Genomic DNA, 18401 nt, shown 5'->3' with positions numbered 1-18401 from the left:
GTGCGCCGCGAGCTGGGTTTCGGCTCGCGGCGCGAGCCAACTTTGGAGATGGAACGATGAAAGTTCGAGCTTCCGTGAAGAAAATGTGCCGCAACTGCAAGATCATTCGTCGCAATGGCGCCGTGCGCGTCATCTGCATCGAACCGCGGCACAAGCAGCGTCAGGGTTGATCCTGAGGCTGCACTGAACCGGGTGCCGGCATGCCTCTTGTCCTCGAGCGAGGAAAGGGGTATGCTGTTGCGCCTTTTGTAGATGATTAATCGAGCAAGCCGCTCAAATTTCGGAGTAAGCTGATGGCCCGTATTGCAGGCGTCAATATCCCGGACAACAAGCATGCGGCGATCTCGCTGACCTATATCTTCGGGATTGGCCGTACGCGCGCTCAGGGCATCTGTGCCGCGACCGGCATCGCGCCGACCACCAAGATCCAGGAGCTGTCCAGTGAAGATCTGGATACCCTGCGGTCCGAAGTCGGCAAGTACACCGTGGAAGGTGACCTGCGTCGTGATGTCACGCTTAACATCAAGCGTCTCATGGACCTGGGTTGCTATCGTGGTCTGCGTCATCGTCGTGGTCTTCCGCTGCGTGGTCAGCGTACCAAGACCAATGCGCGTACCCGCAAGGGCCCGCGCAAGCCGATCCGCAAATAACACGCACGTTCTGGCGTAAAGACAGGAATAGACATCAACATGGCTAACCCGCGTAGCAACCGTAAAAAGGTTAAAAAGCAGGTAGTGGATGCCATCGCGCATATCCACGCCTCTTTTAACAACACGATCATTACGATCACAGACCGCCAGGGCAACGCCCTTTCCTGGGCGACTGCCGGTGGTTCGGGTTTTCGTGGTTCTCGCAAGAGCACCCCGTTCGCTGCTCAAGTGGCAAGCGAGCGTGCAGCGACCGCTGCAGCCGAGTATGGTGTGAAAAACGTCGACGTGCTGGTCAAGGGCCCCGGTCCTGGCCGTGAATCCGCCGTGCGCGCGCTCAATGCCGCCGGCTTCCGCGTGCAAAGCATCACCGACGCGACGCCCATTCCCCACAATGGCTGCCGTCCGCCGAAGAAACGCCGCGTTTAAGGAGACAGATTCATGGCTCGTTACATTGGACCGAAGTGCAAACTGTCTCGTCGTGAGGGGACCGACCTCTTCCTCAAGAGCGGTATCACTCCCTTCGAGAAGAAGTGCAAATCCGAGCAGATTCCGGGTGTGCACGGCCAGCGCCGTCAGCGTCTTTCCGACTACGGCTTGCAGCTTCGCGAGAAGCAGAAAGTACGTCGCATGTACGGCGTACTCGAGAAGCAGTTCCGCAACTACTACAAGGAAGCGGCCCGCCTGAAGGGCGCGACCGGCGAGTTGTTGCTGCAGCTTCTCGAATCCCGACTGGACAACGTCGTCTACCGCATGGGCTTCGGCTCCACGCGTTCCGAGGCACGTCAGCTGGTCAGCCACAAGGCGATCGCCGTCAACGGCAAGACCGTCAACGTGGCCTCCTACCAGGTCAAGGCCGGTGACGTGGTCGCCGTGCGCGAGAAGGCGAAGAACCAGGCGCGCATCCAGACTTCCCTGGCCATCGCCGCCAACCGCGGCGACGTGGTGTGGGTCGAGACCGATGCCAAGAAGATGGAAGGCACTTTCAAGGCCCTGCCCGAACGCGGTGACCTGTCTGCCGACATCAACGAAAACCTGATCGTCGAGCTGTACTCCAAGTAAGCGGCGCCCGCGTCGTGCCGCTCCCCGTCCGCGGGGGGCGGCCCAGAGTACCGACAATCCGTTTGGCAGCCTGAAAGGTGTTCATATGCAGCGTTCAGTGACAGAGTTTCTCCGTCCTCGCGACATCAAGGTCGAAGAGATCAGCGCACACCACGCCAAGATCGTGCTCGAGCCCTTCGAGCGGGGCTTCGGCCACACGCTGGGGAATGCCCTGCGTCGCATCCTGCTCTCGTCCATGCCCGGCTCTGCCGTGGTGGAGGTCGAGATCGCCGGTGTCGAACACGAGTACAGCGCGATCGAGGGCGTCCAGGAAGATGTCATCGAAATCCTCCTGAACCTCAAGGACGTGGCGCTCCGGATGCACAGCCGCGACGAGGCAGTGCTCTCGCTGAACAAGCAGGGGCCCGCCGTCGTGACGGCAGGGGACATCGCCCTCGACCATGATGTCGAGATCGTCAACCCCGAGCATGTCATCGCCCACGTCAACGAGGGGTCCGAGCTGAAGATGCAGCTCAAGGTCGCTCGCGGCCGCGGCTACGAGCCGGCGGACGTGCGTGGCGATGCCGACGACGAGTCGCGCGCCATCGGTCGCCTGCAGCTGGATGCTACCTTCAGCCCCGTGCGCCGGGTTTCCTACAGCGTCGAGGCCGCGCGTGTCGAACAGCGCACCGACCTCGACAAGCTGATCATCAACCTGGAAACCGACGGCACCCTGGATCCGGAAGAGGCGATCCGTCGCAGCGCGACCATCCTGCAAGAGCAGCTGGCCGCGTTCGTCGACCTGGAAGCCGACAAGGAACAGGAAGTGGTGGAGGAAGAGGATCATATCGATCCGATCCTGCTGCGCCCCGTAGACGATCTCGAGTTGACCGTTCGCAGCGCCAACTGCCTGAAGGCCGAGAACATCTACTATATCGGAGATCTGATCCAGCGCACCGAGGTGGAGCTGCTGAAGACCCCCAATCTCGGCAAGAAGTCCCTGAATGAGATCAAGGACGTGTTGGCCGCCCGCGGGCTTTCCCTGGGCATGCGGCTGGAGAACTGGCCGCCGGCAAGCCTGAAGGACGACAAGGCCTCCGCGTGAGCCTCGACTCGAGTCCCAGTTTGGTAAGGAATCACAACCATGCGTCATCGTAAGAGTGGTCGTCACCTGAATCGCACCAGCTCGCACCGCCAGGCCATGTTCAAGAACATGTCCGTCTCGCTGGTCGAGCACGAAGTGATCAAGACAACCCTGCCCAAGGCCAAGGAACTGCGTCGCGTCATCGAGCCGCTGATCACCCTGGCCAAGCAGGACAGCGTTGCCAATCGTCGTCTGGCCTTCAGCCGCACCCGCTCGAAGGAAGCGGTCGGCAAGCTCTTCAACGAGCTGGGTCCGCGTTACGCCGAGCGTCCGGGTGGCTACATCCGTATTCTCAAGTGCGGCTTCCGCACCGGCGATAACGCCCCCATGGCCTTCGTCGAACTGGTTGACCGTCCGGTCGTCGAGGAAGCCGCCGCCGAGGAGTGATCCTCGACCGGCCTTCCGCCAGTGGCACGCCAAACCGGCTCCTCAAGGGGAGCCGGTTTTTTCGTCGTATGGGTCTGCCTCGTTGACCTGAATCGCAGCTTCCCCGGCGCCAGGTCTGCGCGGGGGCGCTGTGAACCCTTCCCTGGGCGCTACCGATGCCATCCCTGGCATAGGACCCCCGCTCCGACCTGTCCCCGGCGCTGCTCGCCATCTTGACGGCTTCAAGCTTAAAGCTTTCGGCTCGCTGTCAGGCGGTGGTCTCCGGCTCCGCCTTGCTGGCCTTGGCGCGCTCCAGCAGCGGCTTGAGGAAGCGGCCGGTGTGCGACGCTTCCATGCGCGCCACCTGCTCGGGGGTGCCCTCGGCGATGATGCGCCCGCCGCCGGAGCCGCCCTCGGGGCCGAGGTCGATCAGCCAGTCGGCGGTCTTGATCACGTCCAGGTTGTGCTCGATCACCACGATGGTGTTGCCGTGGTCGCGCAGGCGGTGCAGCACCGTGAGCAACTGGCGGATGTCCTCGAAGTGCAGGCCGGTGGTCGGCTCGTCGAGGATGTAGAGGGTCTTGCCGGTATCGCGCTTGGCCAGCTCCCGGGCCAGCTTGACCCGCTGGGCCTCGCCACCGGATAGCGTCGTGGCGCTCTGCCCCAGGCGGATGTAGGAGAGCCCCACGTCGAGCAGGGTCTGCAGCCGTCGGGCGATGGCGGGTACCGGCGAGAAGAACGCCAGCGCTTCCTCGACGGTCATCGCGAGGACCTCGTGGATGCTCTTGCCCTTGTAGGCGATCTCCAGGGTCTCGCGGTTGTAGCGCTTGCCCTTGCAGACGTCGCAGGGCACATAGATGTCGGGCAGGAAGTGCATCTCCACCTTGATCATGCCTTCGCCCTGGCACGCCTCACAGCGCCCGCCCTTGACGTTGAAGGAGAAGCGTCCCGGCTTGTAGCCCCGCGAGCGCGCCTCCTGGGTGCCGGCGAACAGCTCGCGGATGGGCGTGAAAATGCCGGTGTAGGTCGCCGGATTGGAGCGCGGGGTGCGGCCGATGGGGCTCTGGTCGATATCGATCACCTTGTCGAGGTGATCGAGGCCCTCGATACGCTCATGGACCTCCGGCGTCAGGCTGGTGGCGCGGTTGAGCTCGCGGGCGGCGATGGGCATCAGGGTGGCGTTGATCAGTGTCGACTTGCCGGAGCCGGAGACGCCGGTGATGCACACGAACAGCCCCAGCGGGAGCGTGAGGGTGACGTCCTGGAGGTTGTTGCCGCGGGCGCCGGTCAGGCGCACCACTTTCTCCGGGTTGCCGGGAATGCGCCAGGGCGGGATCTCGATGCGCCGGGTGCCGGCGAGGTACTGGCCGGTCAGCGACTCGGGGTTGGCGATGATCTCCTGCGGGGTACCCTGGGCGACGATGCGCCCGCCATGGACGCCGGCGCCGGGGCCGATATCGAGCACGTGGTCGGCGGCGCGGATGGCCTCCTCGTCGTGCTCGACCACGATCACGGTGTTGCCCAGGTCGCGCAGGCGCTCCAGGGTCTGCAGCAGGCGGTCATTGTCGCGCTGGTGCAGGCCGATGGAGGGCTCGTCGAGGATGTACATCACCCCCACCAGGCCGGCGCCGATCTGGCTGGCCAGGCGGATGCGCTGCGCCTCGCCGCCGGAGAGGGTCTCGGCGCTGCGCTCCAGGTTCAGGTAGTCGAGCCCCACGTTGACCAGGAACTCCAGGCGGGCGTGGATCTCGTTGACGATCTTGACGGCGATCTCGCCCTTGCGGCCGGGCAGGCTGAGCGCGCCGAAGTAGCTCAGGGCCTCGCCGATGGGCAGGTGGACCAGCTGGGGCAGGGTGCGGTCGTCGATGAAGACGTGGCGTGCCTCGCGACGCAGCCGCGAGCCGTGGCAGGTGGGGCAGGGCTGCACGGCGATGTGGCGCGCCAGGTCCTCGCGCACCATGCTCGACTCGGTCTCGCGATAGCGGCGCTGCATGTTGGGCAGCACGCCCTCGAAGGGGTGCTCGCGGGTGACCTTGCGGCCGCGGTCGTTGACGTAGCTGAAGGCGATATCGTCGCTGCCGCTGCCATGCAGGATCACCTCGCGCTCGTGGCGCGCCAGGTCCTGCCAGGGAGTCTCCAGGGTGAAGCGGTAATGGTCGGCCACGGCCTGCAGCTGGTTGAAGTAGTAGACGCTGCGACGGTCCCAGCCCTTGATCACCCCCTCGGCCAGCGACAGCTCCGGGTGGCTGATCAGCTTGTCGGGGTCGAAGACCTGCTGCACGCCCAGGCCGTCGCAGGTCGGGCAGGCGCCCGCCGGGTTGTTGAAGGAGAACATGCGCGGCTCGAGCTCGGCGATCGAGTAGCCGCACACCGGGCAGGCGAAGCGTGCCGAGAAGGCGATGTCCTCGTGCTCGCCGTCCATGAAGTGGACCGTGGCCACGCCGTCGGCCAGGTTGAGGGCCGTCTCGAAGGACTCCGCCAGGCGCTGTTGCAGGCCGTCACGCACCTTGAGGCGATCGACCACCACGTTGATGTCGTGCTTCTTGTTCTTGTCGAGCGGGGCGATGTCGTCGAGCTCCAGCACCTGGCCGTCGACCATGGCGCGCACGAAGCCCTGGGCGCGCAGTTCGGCGAGCAGCTGCAGGTGCTCGCCCTTGCGCCCCTTGATCACCGGGGCCAGCAGCATCAGTTTGCTGCCCTCGGGCAGGGCCAGCACCTGGTCGACCATCTGCGAGACGGTCTGGGCCTCGAGGTCCTCGCCGTGCTCCGGGCAGCGCGGGGTACCGGCGCGGGCGAACAGCAGGCGCAGGTAGTCGTAGATCTCGGTGATGGTGCCCACGGTGGAGCGCGGGTTGTGGGAGGTGGACTTCTGCTCGATGGAGATCGCCGGAGAGAGCCCCTCGATATGGTCGACGTCGGGCTTCTCCATCATCGACAGGAATTGGCGCGCGTAGGTGGAGAGCGATTCCACGTAGCGGCGCTGGCCCTCGGCATAGAGGGTATCGAAGGCCAGCGACGACTTGCCCGAGCCGGAGAGCCCGGTGACCACGATCAGCTTGTCGCGTGGCAGATCGACGTCGATGTTCTTCAGGTTGTGGGTGCGGGCACCCCTGACCAGAATTGTGTCCATTCCCACCTCGCCGGACGCGGCAAAAGCTCGATTATACGGGGCGGGCCGCACCGGCGGCAAAGCGCGGGTCGCCATCGGCTTTCCCTGCAGGCCGGCGAGCCGCTAGAATATGCGGTCCACGTCCGGGCCCGAGGGGCCGTCCACGGAAGTTCGAACCGCCATGCGAAAGGTCTCAGGACTGTTGTTAGCCACCGAGCGCCGCGCCATTATCGGGTTGGCGGGGCTCTATGCCACGCGCATGCTGGGCCTGTTCATGGTGCTGCCGGTGCTGGCCCTGTATGCCGATGACCTGCGGGGGGCGACGCCGCTGCTGGTCGGCCTGGCGCTGGGGATCTACGGCCTCACCCAGGCAGTGCTGCAGATCCCCTTTGGCCTGCTCTCCGACCGCCTGGGGCGCAAGCCGGTGATCGCCGCCGGTCTGGTGCTGTTCCTGCTCGGCAGCATGGTGGCCGCCGGCGCCGACTCCATCGGCGGGGTGATCCTGGGGCGCTGCCTGCAGGGTAGCGGCGCCGTGGCCGCGGCCATCATGGCGCTGCTCGCCGACCAGACCCGCGAGCAGGTGCGCACCGCCGCCATGGCCACCATCGGGCTCTCCATCGGCGTGGCCTTCGCCGTGGCCATGGTACTCGGCCCCTGGCTCGCCGCGGGCTTCGGCCTGGCGGGGGTCTTCTGGTCCACCGCGGCGCTGGCGGCCCTGGGCCTGGTGGTACTGTGGAAGCTGGTGCCGCCGGCGCCGCGTCGGGTGCGCCACCGCGACGTGGGCATGGACCGCGGCCAGCTGCGTGGCATCTTCACGCACGGTGACCTGTGGCGCATGGATATCTCGATCTTCGCTTTGCACCTGGTGCTGATGGCGATCTTCGTCGCCGTGCCCTTCCGGCTGGTCGAGGCAGGCATCGCCGTCGAGCGCCATGGCCTCACTTACCTGGGCATCATGCTGCTGGCCTTCGTGGCCATGGTGCCGCTGGTGATCATCGCCGAGAAGTGGCGGCGCATGAAGGCCATGTGCCTGTTGGCGATCGCCGGCATCACCCTGAGCCTGTTCGGGCTAGCCGGCCTGGGCGACGGGTTCCCGGCGCTGTTCGGCTGGCTGCTGCTGTTTTTCATCGCCTTCAACCTGCTCGAGGCCACCCTGCCGTCGATGCTCAGCAAGCTGGCGCCGGCCGGCGCCAAGGGCACCGCCATGGGCATCTACTCCACCAGCCAGTTCCTCGGGGCCTTCCTGGGCGGGGTGCTGGGGGGCGCCCTGGTGCAGCAGTGGGGGCTTTCCGCGGTGTTCGTCGGCTGCGGCCTGGTGGGCCTGGCCTGGCTGGCGGCGATGGCCGGCATGGCGCCCCCCCGCCACCTGACCAGCGAGGTGGTGGCGCTCGACGACAACGAGCAGCAAGATGCCCTGGACACCCTGATGGCGCGTTTCGCCGAGGTGGCCGGGGTGGAAGACGTGCTGGTCGTCCCCGAGGAGCGCCTGGCCTACCTCAAGGTGGATCGCCAGCGTCTCGACGAGCAGGCCCTGGCACGCCTCACCGGTTCCGGGAATCACCACAGCGGCGCCTGAGCCGCGTATGATCCTTACAACGTATCTCATGACAGCAAGGAGTCCCTCATGGCCCGTGGCATCAACAAAGTCATCCTGATCGGCAACCTGGGCCAGGATCCGGAGGTGCGTTTCACACCCTCCGGCACCGCCGTTGCCAATCTCAACCTGGCCACCACCGATACCTGGATGGACAAGCAGAGCGGCCAGCGCCAGGAGCGCACCGAATGGCACCGGATCGTGCTGTTCAACAAGACCGCCGAGATCGCCCAGCAGTACCTCAAGAAGGGCAGCAAGGTCTATATCGAGGGCCGCCTGCAGACCCGCAAGTGGCAGGACCAGAACGGCCAGGACAAGTACAGCACCGAGATCGTCGCCAACGATATGCAGATGCTGGACTCCCGCGGCGGTGACGGTGGTGGTCAGTACGGAGGTCAGCAGGGCGGCCGCCAGTATGGCGGTCAGCCCCAGCAGGGTGGTCAGCAGCAGGGAGGCAACTTCGGCGGTGGTCAGCCCCAGCAGGGTGGCTACGGCAACGCCCCGCAGCAGGGTGGCAACGTCGCTGGTGACCAACCCCAGCGTCCTGCTCCGCAGCCCGCTCCCCCGCAGCAGGGTGGCGGCCAGCAGCAGGGCGGCAACTACGGTGCCCCGGACCCGGGCAGCTTCGACGATTTCGATGATGAGATCCCGTTCTAACCAGGGGCCAGCCGAGGAGGTGCCGTGAAGCTGCTGATTCTGGAGGCCGGGCACTGCCTGAGCCTGGCGCTGGCCCGCGAGGCCAACCGGCGCAGCGACACCGAGCTCACCATCGAGCCGGGTCTTGCGCCCACGCCCCAGCTGCTCGAGGAGCTGCGCCCGGATGCGCTGGTGATCCCGCCGCTGTCGCGGCCGATCACCGCCGAGCCGGCGGCCGTCACGGCCCATGCCGAGGCGGTCGAGGCCTGCATGGAGGCCTGCCGCGAGGCGGACACCCCGCTGGTATGGTGCGTCTCCGACCAGCTCTACGAGGATGGCCTCGATGTTCCCATCGACGAGCACGTGATCCCCGAGCCCCGCGACGACAGCCTGCGGCGACTGATACGCACTGGCGACCGGATCCGTGCCGAATACCCTCGACACCTGATCGTGCGCCTGGGGCCGCTGTTCGCCCTGGAGGGCAGCCAGGCCTGGCTCAGCGAGCTGCTCGACACCCTGGTGGATGGCGGCGAGGTGCGTGCCGAGTCCGATGTGATCTTCTGCCCGACATCGGCGGATGCCGTGGCCATGGCGCTGATCGGCATGCTCCAGCAGCAGCACTGCGGGGCCGAGGCCTGGGGCAGCTACCACCTGGCCGGTACCGAGCCGGTGAGTGCCTACACCTTCGTCTCCATGGTGCGCACCCAGCTCACCACGCGGCTCGAGGGGCGTGGTGAACGGGTTGCGCTGGGCGGCGTCAAGGCGCTGAACCACCACCATGACCAGCCGCTGCGTCGGGTGCTCAACTGCCGGCGGGTGCTGGACGTGTTCGGCGTCCACCAGAAGCCCTGGCGCCTGGAGGTCGGGCGCATGCTGGATACCTGGTGCCTGGCCAGGGACGACGTCAAGGCGGCAGAGGAGTCGATGCCACGATGAATGTGATCCGCAGCCTGGTCTTCTATGCCGGCTACTTCCTGGCCATGCTGGTCAGTGGCGTGCTCTTCCTGCCGCCGGCGCCCTTCCTGCCGCTGCGCTCCCGCTATCGCTTGCTCAACCTCTACAATCACTTCATCATCGCCTGGTTTCGCCTGGCCTGCGGGGTGCGCTACGACTTCCGCGGCCATGAGCGATTACCCGACGGCCCCTGCGTCATCCTCGCCAACCACCAATCCGAGTGGGAGACCGTCTACCTGCAGCTGCTGCATCCGCCGGTCTGCACGGTGCTCAAGCGGGAGCTGCTGAACATCCCGATCTTCGGCTGGGGGCTGCAGCTGTTGCATCCCATCGCCCTGGACCGCAGCAAGCCCGCCCGGGCCATGAAGCAGGTGCTCACCCAGGGCAAGTCCCGGCTCGACGAGGGGCTCTCGGTGCTGATCTTCCCCGAGGGGACCCGGGTGGCACCGGGAAGCCGGCGTCGCTACAGCAAGAGTGGTGTGGTGATCGCCTGTCGCGCCGGGGTGCCGGTGGTGCCGGTGGCCCACAACGCCGGGGAGCGCTGGCCGGGACGTCACTGGGTCAAGCGCCCGGGGCGCCTGTCGCTGGAGGTGGGCGAGCCCATCGAGACCGCCGGCCGTACCTCTGAGGAGGTGCTGGTCGAGGTGGAGGCGTGGATCGAGGCCCGGCTGGCCGAGATCTCCGAGGTGCCGCGCCCGGCCACGGCCGAACCGGCGGCCACCGAGAAGCCCCTGGCCTGACGCTGACCGGCCACGCAACGCAAGAGGCGCCCCTAAGGGGCGCCTCTTGCGTTGCGTGCGGAGCGCGACGGATCAGTCGCGGACCTTCTCCAGCACCAGGCAGGCGTTGGTACCGCCGAAGCCGAAGCTGTTGGAGAGTACGCGCTCGACCTTCACGCCGTCGCGGCGCTGGGTGACGATATCGAAGCCGTCGGCCTGTTCGTCGAGGGACTCGATGTTGGCGGAGGCGGCGATGAAGTCGTGCTCCATCATCAGCAGCGAGTAGATCGCTTCCTGCACGCCGGTGGCGCCCAGGGAGTGGCCGGTCAACGACTTGGTGGAGCTCATCGCCGGCGTAGTGTCGCCGAAGACCTCGCGGATCGCCTTGAGCTCGGCCACATCGCCCACTGGCGTCGAGGTTCCGTGGGTGTTGATGTAGTCGATCTTGCCATCGACGCCGGCCATGGCCTGGCGCATACAGCGCATCGCGCCCTCGCCGGAGGGAGCGACCATGTCGTAGCCATCGGAGGTGGCGCCGTAGCCGGTCACCTCGGCATAGATCTTCGCGCCGCGGGCGCGGGCGTGCTCCAGCTCCTCGAGTACCAGCATGCCGCCGCCGCCGGCGATGACGAAGCCGTCGCGGGCCTGGTCATAGGGCCGGGAGGCCTTGTCGGGGGTGTTGTTGTAGTGGGTCGAGAGCGCTCCCATGGCATCGAACAGGCAGGAGAGGGTCCAGTGCTCCTCTTCGCCGCCGCCGGCGAAGACTACGTCCTGCTTGCCCATCTGGATCTGCTCCATGGCACTGCCGATGCAGTGGGCCGAGGTGGCGCAGGCCGAGGAGATGGAGTAGTTGACGCCCTTGATCCGGAACGGGGTTGCCAGGCAGGCCGAGACGGTGCTGCCCATGGTGCGGGTGACCCGGTAGGGACCCACGCGGCGCAGCCCCTTCTCGCGCAACAGGTCGGCGGCCTCCACCTGGTTGGCGCTGGAGGCGCCGCCGGAGCCGGCGATCAGCCCGGTACGTTCGCTGGAGACCTGCTCCGGGGCTAACCCCGAGTCCTCGATGGCCTGGGCCATGGAGACATAGGCGAAGGCCGCGGCGTCGCCCATGAAGCGACGCAGCTTGCGGTCGATCAGGACGTCCAGGTCGATGTCGACGCTGCCGGCCACCTGGCTGCGGAAGCCCCGCTCGGCGTAGTCTTCCTTGAAGCGAATACCCGAGCGCCCGTTCCTGAGCGCGTCCAGAACCTGTTGTGCGTCATTGCCCAGGCAGGACACGATGCCCAGGCCGGTGACTACCACTCGTCGCATGGGAGCCTCCTGTTCAGAAATTCGCGGTGGAGGTGAACAGGCCGACGCGCAGGTCGTTGGCCTGGTAGATGTCGCGGCCGTCGACGGATACGGTGCCGTCTGCCATGCCCAGGATCAGGCGCCGGGTGATGATGCGCTTGATGTTGATGCGGTAGGTGACCTTGCGGGCCTCGGGCAGGATCTGGCCACTGAACTTGACATCGCCGCAGCCCAGGGCGCGGCCGCGGCCGGGGTGGCCGAGCCAGCCCAGGTAGAAGCCCACCAGTTGCCACATGGCGTCCAGGCCCAGGCAGCCGGGCATCACCGGATCGCCGGGGAAGTGACAGCCGAAGAACCACAGGTCGGGGTGGATATCCAACTCGGCGATCAGCTCGCCCTTGCCGTGATCCCCGCCTTCCTCGTGGATGTGCATGATGCGATCGAGCATCAGCATGTTGGGGGCCGGCAACTGGGCATTGCCCGGACCGAACAGCTCGCCGCGTGAGCAGGCCAGCAGTTCTTCGTGATCAAAGGAGTGTTGCTTGGTCACTGAATCGTTCCGAGAGTCGAGATTGATGTGTGCCGAAAGCGGCCTGGGCCGCCGGGCGGCTGTGCCTAGTCTACTGTCCACACTCGATGAATGCACGCCGAACGGATTCGAGGGGAATCCCCTGCGACCCGATCGCCATGACGCGGCAAGGGGTTCAGATTTTCGCGTGGCAGCCGATAGGTCATGCATGCTCCTGGTCATGCCGGGACATGATTCCATCCACCAAGTGAGCGTCAGCCCTCCATGTGGCCAGCCTTCTCCCTCAATCGTCCCATGCCCTGGGTGGCGCTCTCGGCCTTCTCGGCCAGTCTCTGGCTGCCCGGCATTCCGCTGCGCCTGGCCGCGGCCGTCCTGGTCGTCCTCGGCCTGCTGGATGCCTGGCGCCAGGTGCGCCTGGTGCACCAAAGGGCTCGCCTCGGCGAGGAGGCCCTCTCCCTCTCGGAGGAGGGCGTCATCATCACCGATGCCGCCAACCGCATCGAGGCCGTCAACCCGGCCTTCACCCGCATCACCGGCTACACCCTGGACGAGGTCCGCGGCATTTCTGCCAGCTCCCTGGCGGCACCGCGTCATGACAAGGCATTCTTCGAGCGCTATTGGCAGGCCCTGTGGACCACTGGCGGCTGGCAGGGGGAGATCTGGAGCCGGCGCAAGCAGGGCGACGAGTATCCCGAATGGCTGCGCGTCCGAGCCGTCCATGACGAGGCAGGTCGCATCACCCACCATGTCTGCCTGTTTACCGATATCTCTGTCCACAAGGCCCGGGAGAGGGATCTTCAGCGGATCGGCTTCGAGGACCCGCTCACCGGCCTGCCCAACCGCCGGCGACTGCATGACCTGCTGGCCTCCCGTCTCCGTCACCTGCGGGCGGGCGAGAGCCTGGACATGGCGCTGATCGACATCGATGGCTTCAAGGAGATCAACGACGGCATCGGCGTCGAGCTCGGCGACCGGCTGCTATCGCACTTCGGGCAGCGGCTGGCCAGGCACGCGGCCGGCGGCGTGGTCGGTCGGTTGGGGGGCGACGAGTTCATGGTGATCCGCACCACGACGCAGAGCGATCATGACACCTGGATCAAGGGGCTCCAGCACCATCTGGGTCAACCCTTCGAAATCGACCGGCACAGCCTCCGGCTGGGGCTGACGATAGGCAGCTGCCGCTCCCCCGAGGATGGCCGCGAGGCCGATGTGCTCTTCCAGCGGCTGGAGTCGGCCCTCTTCGGTGCCAAGCGCAACGGTCGCAATCACAGCCTGCGTTTCCGCCCCGCCCTGGATGTCCAGGATAGCCCGCAGCTCGGCCTGCTCAATGACCTCCGCAACGCCCTAGCCATCGGCGGCCAGCTCGAACTGCACTTCCAGCCGCAGTATCGACTGGAAGATGACAGCCTGGCCGGGCTGGAGGCGCTGCTGCGCTGGCGGCACCCCCGGGACGGCATGATCTCCCCCGGCGACTTCATCCCGCTGGCCGAGCGCCACGGCCTGATGTCGACGCTGGGCGACTGGGTAATCGACCAGGCCCTCGCTCAGCTCGCTCACTGGCAGAAGACGGGGATGCCCGAGGCGATGGTATGGATCAACATCTCGGCCATGCAGCTCTTCCAGGGGGATCTGGAGACCGCGCTCGCCACCGGGCTGGCCCGCCATCGGGTGCCGGCCCGGCTGCTGGGCCTGGAGCTGACCGAATCGGTCCTGCTCGACGAGCGTGCCGGCGATATCGCCCCGCGGCTGGAACGGCTGCGACGGCAGGGGCATCAGGTCGCCATCGACGATTTCGGCACCGGCTATTCTTCCCTGGGGTACCTCAAGCACTTGCCGCTGGACAAGCTCAAGCTCGACCGTGCGTTTATCCAGGCGCTGCCCGATGACCGCGCCGACGCGTCCATCGTCTGTGCCGTCCTAGCCATGGCCCGGGGGCTCGAGCTGGAGGTGATCGCGGAAGGCGTCGAGACCGAGGCGCAGCGTGACTTCCTCTTCGCCCAGGGCTGTGCCCAGGTCCAGGGGTTCTTCTATGCCAGGCCCCTGCCGGCGGCGCGCCTGGAGGCCCAGTGGCGGGAGCAGGCCTCAGGGAGCCGGTCTGCTCAGGGCCGGCGCCTTGCCGAGGCGTCCGCTTAGCACCAGGCAGAGCGGATCACGCCGCGCCGGTGAGCGGGGCCGGCCGGGCGCCGGGCTTGGCCAGCAGCAGCTGGCAGGTGCCGATGGTGCGCTCCAGGAAACCGCCCTCGCAGTAGCACAGGTAGTAGCGCCACATGCGGATGAAGCGCTCGTCGTAGCCGAGCCGGCGTACGGTCTCCAGGCTCGCCTCGAAGCGGTGGCGCCACTCGCGCAGGGTGCGGGCGTAGTGCAGGCCGATCTCGTCCAGGTCGATGACGTTGAGCGAGGTATGGTGCGTCAGGCCATCGAGGATAGCGTGGTGCGAGGGCAGGAAGCCCCCCGGGAAGATATGACGCTTGATGAAGTCCATCTCGCGCTTGGCCGCCTCGTAGCGCTGGTCACGAATGGTGATCGCCTGCAGCATGGCCTGGCCGTCATCGGTCAGCAGCCGGTCCAGCGTCGCCAGGTAAGTGCCGAGGTACTGGTGACCCACCGCCTCGATCATCTCCACCGAGATCAGCCGGTCGAAGCGCCCCTCCAGCTGGCGATAGTCCTGCTGCAGCAGGGTGATGCGCTCGCCCAGCCCCTCCTCCTCGATGCGCTGTGCCGTGAAGGCGTGCTGCTCCGCGGAGATGGTGGTGGTGGTGACGCGACAGCCGCGGGTCTTCGCCGCGTGGATGGCCAGCCCGCCCCAGCCGGTGCCGATTTCCAGCAGGTGGTGGTGGGCCTGGACGTCGAGCTTCTCGAGCATCAGGTCGAGCTTGTGGGACGAGGCCTCCTCGAGGCTCGCCTCGGCGTGGGGGAAGACCGCGCTCGAGTACATGCGGTGCTCGCGGTCGAGGAAGGTGGAGAAGAGCGCGTTGCCGATGTCGTAGTGGGCGGCGATGTTGCGCTTCGAGCCGCTCAGGCTGTTGCGCTGCAGGCGGTAGAGGCCGCCCAGCAGCCAGCGGCCGAGGCGCGCCGGGCCATTCTCGATCTCGCCGTTGACCCGCTCCAGGTTGGCGGCGAACAGCCGCACCAGGGCCACCGGGTCGTCGGCGTCCCAGTCGCCGTCCATGTAGGCCTCGGCGGCCCCCACGGTGCCGCCCAGGGCCAGGCGCTTCCAGGCGCGGTGGTGGCGCACCACCAGCGTCACGCGCAGCGCGCCGCCCTGGCCCAGGCGATGGCGCTGATGGCCGTCGGTCAGGATGATGGTGCCGCCCTCCAGGCGGTCGAGCTGGGCCATCACCCGCGGCTTGAGCCAGCGAGTCAGGCGATCGCCCTCGGCGGCCAGGGGGCGGGCGGTGGCGGAGCGAAGCGTGTTCACGACGAGCTCTCCTCACGGGAAGGGGGGTCTTGTCCGGGGTGGTCATGGACCGGGAGGCGCTTGAGCCACAGCCGCAGCGCCTCGAGGTGGATGCCGGCCAGCGTCTTCAGGCTCATCCACGGCTGGCGCGCCAGGGTGGCGAGCAGCACGCCGCGGGTCGCCGGGCGACCCTCGAGGGTCAGGGTGGCGTCGAAGTGGCGCTGGCCCTCCTTCCAGTTCTCCATGTGCATGGACAGCGATTCGCCGGGCGTGTCGAAGCGCCAGCGATAGGTCATGTCCATGGGGTTGAAGGGCGAGACGTGCATGGCCTTGTCGAACTCGGCGGTGTGGCCATGGCGCCGGGGCTCCACGGAGCAGGCGTAGTGCGTGCGCTCGCCCCAGGGGGTGTTGCTCACCTCGCCGAGCAGGGCGCGCAGCTCGCCGCGGGCATCGAAGGCGTAGTAGAGCGAGACCGGGTTGAAACCGAGCCCCAGGGTGCGCAGCTGGGTCAGCACGCAGATGCGACCGTCCGGGGCGCTGCCGAGCTGGCGCTCGAGCTCCTCGCGCACGGCCTGCTTGAGGGGGCGGTCGTGGGGGGCCAGGTAGTCCCGGCGGCGAAAGCGTGCCAGGGCCGGTCGCCGCGCGCTGAAGCCGGGTACGCCGTCGAACAGCTCGGGCAGCTCGTCCAGGTCGAGCCAGGCCATCCACAGGCCGTAGGTGAAGGCGTGGGGACGGGGCAGGAAGCGGCGGTGGCGCAGGCTGCCCCGGTAGATCCGCGAGCGCGGCGTTCGCCTCATGCCAGGCTCTCCTCGATCGCCGGCGACCGGGTGGCGGGAGCCTCGGCGCCCGGGCCCTGCTCGTCGCAGCCCAGGTCCCGGGCAACCCGCAGGGCGCTCCAGACGCCGTCCTCGTGGAAGCCGTTGCGCCAGTAGGCGCCGCAGTAGTGGGTGCGCCGCGATGGCCCCGAGATCTCGTCGTGGCGGGCCTGGGCGGCCTGGCCGGCCAGGGTGAACTGCGGGTGGGCGTAGGTGAAGCGGCCCAGCACCCTGGCGGGGTCGATGGCGGCGCTGTCGTTGAGGGTCACGCAGAAGGTGTGCGGGGCCGTCATGCGCTGCAGGATGTTCATGTCGTAGGTGACCGAGACGCGCGCCGCGTCGCCGCGGCCGTCGAGCCGGTAGTTCCAGCTCGCCCAGGCGCGCCGGCGGCGCGGCAGCAGCCGGGTGTCGGTGTGCAGCACCACCTCGTTGTCGGCGTAGGGCAGGGCGCCGAGGATCTCGCGCTCGGCGTCGCTCGGATCCTCCAGCATCGCCAGCGCCTGGTCGGCGTGGCAGGCTAGCACCACCTGATCGAAGGCCTCCACGCCGCCGTCGCATCGCACCTCGACCCGGTCGGCGTGGCGGCGAAGGCCGCGCACCGGGGTCGAGAGCCGGATGCGCTCGGCGTAGGGCGCGGTCAGGGCCGGGATGTAAGCGCGCGAGCCGCCGACCAGGGTGTACCACTGGGGGCGGTCGTTGACCGACAGCAGGCCGTGATGGCGGAAGAAGCGCACGAAGAACAGCAGCGGGAAGTCGCGCAGGTCGCGGATGCTGGCCGACCAGATGGCGGCGCCCATCGGCAGCAGGTAGCGCTGCTGGAAGTCGGCGTCGTAGCCGCCGGCATCGAGCCAGGCGCCGAGGGTCATGGCCGGGTCGAGCCGGCCGCTCTCCAGTGCCCGGGTCGCCTCGCGGTTGAAGCGCAGGATGTTGCGCAGCAGCCGGTAGAAGCGGGGGCGCAGCAGGTTGCCCCGCTGGGCGAAGAGGCTCGCCAGAGTGTGGCCGTTGTACTCGAAGTCGCGGGCCGTCTCGTGCACCGAGAAGCTCATCTCGGTGGGCTGGGCGGTGACCCCGAGGCGCCCCAGGAGGCGCTGGAAGTGCGGGTAGGTCCAGTCGTTGAAGACGATGAAGCCGGTGTCGATGGCGTAGTCCCGTCCCTCGAGCGAAACGTCGATGGTCGCGGTGTGGCCGCCGAGGCGGTCGTCGGCCTCGAAGAGCGTCACCTCGTGGCGGCTCGACAGGTACCAGGCGGCGGCCATGCCGCCGATGCCGCTGCCGATCACGGCAATGCGTTGGGCGGCATTCCGTCGGGCGGCGTCCCGTCGGGCCGTGTCATGCGGGGGGCGAATCGGCGCGTTCATCGGCGAGTCTCCACGGGCGAATCCTGGCGGGTCATGCGCCGGCCCAGGCGATAGCGCAGGCTCGGGGGCAGGATGCCCATCAGCCGGACCAGCAGCGTGAAGCGGCGCGGGAAGTGAATGTCCAGGCGGCGCCGCGCGAGGCCTTCGAGGATCGCCTCGGCGGCGGCGTCGGTGGAGACGCGCATGGGCATGTCGAAGTCGTTGCGGTCGGTGAGCGGGGTCTTCACGAAGCCCGGGTGGATCAGGCTGACCCCGATGCCCTCGCCGGCCAGGTCCAGGCGCAACGACTCCATGAAGTGGCTCAGCGCCGCCTTGGAGGCGCCGTAGGCCTCGGCCCGGGGCAGCGGCAGGTAGGCGGCGGCGCTGGAGGTGGCGGCCAGCAGCGGATGGCCACCCGCCTCGCGGGCCCGGCGCAGCAGCGGCAGCGCCGCCTCGATGCCGTAGACGGCGCCGAAGAAATTGGGAGCGAAGACGCGTTCGACGAGGTCGACCTCGAAGTCGCGCGCGTCCAGGTATTCGCAGGTGCCGGCGTTGAGGATCGCCAGGTCCAGGCCGCCGAATGCCTCGGCCAGGCGCTCGCCGGCCCGCTCGACGGCCTGGCGGTCCGCCACGTCCAGGGGCAGCGGCAGGGCATTGTCATGGCCGTCGCAGAGCTCGGCCAGGGCCGATTCGCTGCGCGCGCTCAGCGCCACCCGGTGCCCCTGCTCGAGCAGGCGCTCGGCCAGGGCGCGGCCGATGCCCGAGGTGGCCCCGGTCAGCCAGATGCGCTGCCTGTCGCTCGCTGTGGTCATGGTCTCTCCCC

General features: G+C 67.6%; 18 protein-coding genes. 11 read left to right on the top strand and 7 right to left on the bottom strand.

What is annotated here, in order from left to right; genetic code table 11:
• Positions 1 to 56 precede the first annotated feature (56 nt).
• From rpmJ to rplQ, 6 genes are all read left to right on the top strand, one after another.
• Positions 57 to 170, top strand: coding sequence for a 50S ribosomal protein L36 (gene rpmJ / locus OP497_RS11410; RefSeq protein ID WP_009099023.1), 114 nt, complete (start codon positions 57 to 59; stop codon positions 168 to 170).
• Positions 171 to 293: 123 nt separating this feature from the next.
• Positions 294 to 650, top strand: a complete 357-nt coding sequence (gene rpsM / locus OP497_RS11405) for a 30S ribosomal protein S13 (RefSeq protein ID WP_280548435.1) — start codon at positions 294 to 296, stop codon at positions 648 to 650.
• Between the two features lie 39 nt (positions 651 to 689).
• On the top strand, positions 690 to 1076 hold the full coding sequence (gene rpsK / locus OP497_RS11400) for a 30S ribosomal protein S11 (RefSeq protein WP_040183105.1): 387 nt from the start codon (positions 690 to 692) through the stop codon (positions 1074 to 1076).
• Positions 1077 to 1088: 12 nt separating this feature from the next.
• Positions 1089 to 1709 (top strand): 30S ribosomal protein S4, encoded by a 621-nt coding sequence (gene rpsD / locus OP497_RS11395; protein WP_280548431.1) that lies wholly within the window; start codon positions 1089 to 1091, stop codon positions 1707 to 1709.
• 85 nt (positions 1710 to 1794) lie between these two features.
• Positions 1795 to 2793, top strand: a complete 999-nt coding sequence (gene rpoA / locus OP497_RS11390; protein ID WP_280548430.1) for a DNA-directed RNA polymerase subunit alpha — start codon at positions 1795 to 1797, stop codon at positions 2791 to 2793.
• A 39-nt stretch (positions 2794 to 2832) separates the two neighbouring features.
• Positions 2833 to 3219, top strand: a complete 387-nt coding sequence (gene rplQ / locus OP497_RS11385; protein ID WP_030074204.1) for a 50S ribosomal protein L17 — start codon at positions 2833 to 2835, stop codon at positions 3217 to 3219.
• Between the two features lie 247 nt (positions 3220 to 3466).
• On the opposite strand, the gene uvrA is transcribed toward rplQ, so the two are convergent.
• Entirely contained in the window at positions 3467 to 6328 is a 2862-nt protein-coding gene (uvrA, locus tag OP497_RS11380) for an excinuclease ABC subunit UvrA (protein ID WP_280548429.1), read from the bottom strand.
• 160 nt (positions 6329 to 6488) lie between these two features.
• Here uvrA and OP497_RS11375 point away from each other — a divergent pair, with 160 nt between their 5' ends.
• Genes OP497_RS11375 through OP497_RS11360 form a run of 4 tightly spaced genes read left to right on the top strand, consistent with a single transcriptional unit; the run spans position 6489 to position 10231 of the window.
• Positions 6489 to 7883, top strand: coding sequence for an MFS transporter (locus OP497_RS11375; protein WP_280548427.1), 1395 nt, complete (start codon positions 6489 to 6491; stop codon positions 7881 to 7883).
• A 48-nt stretch (positions 7884 to 7931) separates the two neighbouring features.
• Complete coding sequence (ssb, locus tag OP497_RS11370; protein WP_280548425.1) at positions 7932 to 8558, top strand: single-stranded DNA-binding protein; 627 nt, start codon at positions 7932 to 7934, stop codon at positions 8556 to 8558.
• Positions 8559 to 8582: 24 nt separating this feature from the next.
• Positions 8583 to 9473: a sugar nucleotide-binding protein gene (locus OP497_RS11365; RefSeq protein ID WP_280548423.1), complete on the top strand. Its 891-nt coding sequence runs from the start codon at positions 8583 to 8585 to the stop codon at positions 9471 to 9473.
• Positions 9470 to 10231 (top strand): lysophospholipid acyltransferase family protein, encoded by a 762-nt coding sequence (locus OP497_RS11360; protein WP_280548421.1) that lies wholly within the window; start codon positions 9470 to 9472, stop codon positions 10229 to 10231. The genes OP497_RS11365 and OP497_RS11360 overlap by 4 nt, the downstream gene beginning before the upstream one ends.
• Before the next feature lie 72 nt (positions 10232 to 10303).
• Here the strand turns inward: OP497_RS11360 and fabB are convergent, their stop codons facing one another.
• Together fabB and fabA are read right to left on the bottom strand one after the other, a co-directional pair.
• Positions 10304 to 11521, bottom strand: coding sequence for a beta-ketoacyl-ACP synthase I (fabB, locus tag OP497_RS11355; RefSeq protein ID WP_280548419.1), 1218 nt, complete (start codon positions 11519 to 11521; stop codon positions 10304 to 10306).
• A 13-nt stretch (positions 11522 to 11534) separates the two neighbouring features.
• Positions 11535 to 12050: a 3-hydroxyacyl-[acyl-carrier-protein] dehydratase FabA gene (gene fabA / locus OP497_RS11350; RefSeq protein WP_280548417.1), complete on the bottom strand. Its 516-nt coding sequence runs from the start codon at positions 12048 to 12050 to the stop codon at positions 11535 to 11537.
• Positions 12051 to 12293: 243 nt separating this feature from the next.
• Here fabA and OP497_RS11345 point away from each other — a divergent pair, with 243 nt between their 5' ends.
• Positions 12294 to 14162: a GGDEF domain-containing phosphodiesterase gene (locus OP497_RS11345; protein ID WP_280548416.1), complete on the top strand. Its 1869-nt coding sequence runs from the start codon at positions 12294 to 12296 to the stop codon at positions 14160 to 14162.
• A 16-nt stretch (positions 14163 to 14178) separates the two neighbouring features.
• Here OP497_RS11345 and OP497_RS11340 read toward each other — a convergent pair whose 3' ends face one another.
• The 4 genes from OP497_RS11340 to OP497_RS11325 form a co-directional block, all read right to left on the bottom strand.
• On the bottom strand, positions 14179 to 15366 hold the full coding sequence (locus tag OP497_RS11340; protein WP_280548528.1) for a cyclopropane-fatty-acyl-phospholipid synthase family protein: 1188 nt from the start codon (positions 15364 to 15366) through the stop codon (positions 14179 to 14181).
• 77 nt (positions 15367 to 15443) lie between these two features.
• A complete protein-coding gene (locus OP497_RS11335; RefSeq protein WP_280548414.1) occupies positions 15444 to 16223 on the bottom strand; it encodes a DUF1365 domain-containing protein in 780 nt (259 codons plus the stop codon).
• The gene (locus tag OP497_RS11330) at positions 16220 to 17599 is read right to left on the bottom strand and encodes an FAD-dependent oxidoreductase (RefSeq protein ID WP_280548412.1); all 1380 of its coding nucleotides are present in this window, start codon (positions 17597 to 17599) and stop codon (positions 16220 to 16222) included. Before OP497_RS11330 ends, OP497_RS11335 begins: the two co-directional genes overlap by 4 nt.
• Positions 17596 to 18390, bottom strand: a complete 795-nt coding sequence (locus OP497_RS11325; protein WP_280548410.1) for an SDR family NAD(P)-dependent oxidoreductase — start codon at positions 18388 to 18390, stop codon at positions 17596 to 17598. The genes OP497_RS11330 and OP497_RS11325 overlap by 4 nt, the downstream gene beginning before the upstream one ends.
• Between the last annotated feature and the right edge of the window lie 11 nt (positions 18391 to 18401).

Origin of the sequence: Halomonas sp. 11-S5 (genome assembly GCF_029889825.1) — a bacterium.
Lineage (GTDB): Bacteria > Pseudomonadota > Gammaproteobacteria > Pseudomonadales > Halomonadaceae > Halomonas.
The sequence above is the reverse complement of the archived record's forward strand: the minus strand, read 5'-3'. Positions and strand labels throughout refer to the sequence as shown.

What these genes read in the sequence shown, in the direction of transcription:
- uvrA (WP_280548429.1), bottom strand. Translation starts at nt 6,328, where the DNA reads ATGGACACAATTCTGGTCAGGGGTGCCCGCACCCACAACCTGAAGAAC.
- rpsK (WP_040183105.1), top strand. Translation starts at nt 690, where the DNA reads ATGGCTAACCCGCGTAGCAACCGTAAAAAGGTTAAAAAGCAGGTAGTG.
- OP497_RS11340 (WP_280548528.1), bottom strand. Translation starts at nt 15,366, where the DNA reads ATGGCCCAGCTCGACCGCCTGGAGGGCGGCACCATCATCCTGACCGAC.
- OP497_RS11360 (WP_280548421.1), top strand. Translation starts at nt 9,470, where the DNA reads ATGAATGTGATCCGCAGCCTGGTCTTCTATGCCGGCTACTTCCTGGCC.
- OP497_RS11375 (WP_280548427.1), top strand. Translation starts at nt 6,489, where the DNA reads ATGCGAAAGGTCTCAGGACTGTTGTTAGCCACCGAGCGCCGCGCCATT.
- fabB (WP_280548419.1), bottom strand. Translation starts at nt 11,521, where the DNA reads ATGCGACGAGTGGTAGTCACCGGCCTGGGCATCGTGTCCTGCCTGGGC.
- OP497_RS11330 (WP_280548412.1), bottom strand. Translation starts at nt 17,599, where the DNA reads ATGAACGCGCCGATTCGCCCCCCGCATGACACGGCCCGACGGGACGCC.
- OP497_RS11325 (WP_280548410.1), bottom strand. Translation starts at nt 18,390, where the DNA reads ATGACCACAGCGAGCGACAGGCAGCGCATCTGGCTGACCGGGGCCACC.
- rpsM (WP_280548435.1), top strand. Translation starts at nt 294, where the DNA reads ATGGCCCGTATTGCAGGCGTCAATATCCCGGACAACAAGCATGCGGCG.
- rpsD (WP_280548431.1), top strand. Translation starts at nt 1,089, where the DNA reads ATGGCTCGTTACATTGGACCGAAGTGCAAACTGTCTCGTCGTGAGGGG.
- OP497_RS11345 (WP_280548416.1), top strand. Translation starts at nt 12,294, where the DNA reads ATGTGGCCAGCCTTCTCCCTCAATCGTCCCATGCCCTGGGTGGCGCTC.
- OP497_RS11335 (WP_280548414.1), bottom strand. Translation starts at nt 16,223, where the DNA reads ATGAGGCGAACGCCGCGCTCGCGGATCTACCGGGGCAGCCTGCGCCAC.
- rplQ (WP_030074204.1), top strand. Translation starts at nt 2,833, where the DNA reads ATGCGTCATCGTAAGAGTGGTCGTCACCTGAATCGCACCAGCTCGCAC.
- rpmJ (WP_009099023.1), top strand. Translation starts at nt 57, where the DNA reads ATGAAAGTTCGAGCTTCCGTGAAGAAAATGTGCCGCAACTGCAAGATC.
- rpoA (WP_280548430.1), top strand. Translation starts at nt 1,795, where the DNA reads ATGCAGCGTTCAGTGACAGAGTTTCTCCGTCCTCGCGACATCAAGGTC.
- ssb (WP_280548425.1), top strand. Translation starts at nt 7,932, where the DNA reads ATGGCCCGTGGCATCAACAAAGTCATCCTGATCGGCAACCTGGGCCAG.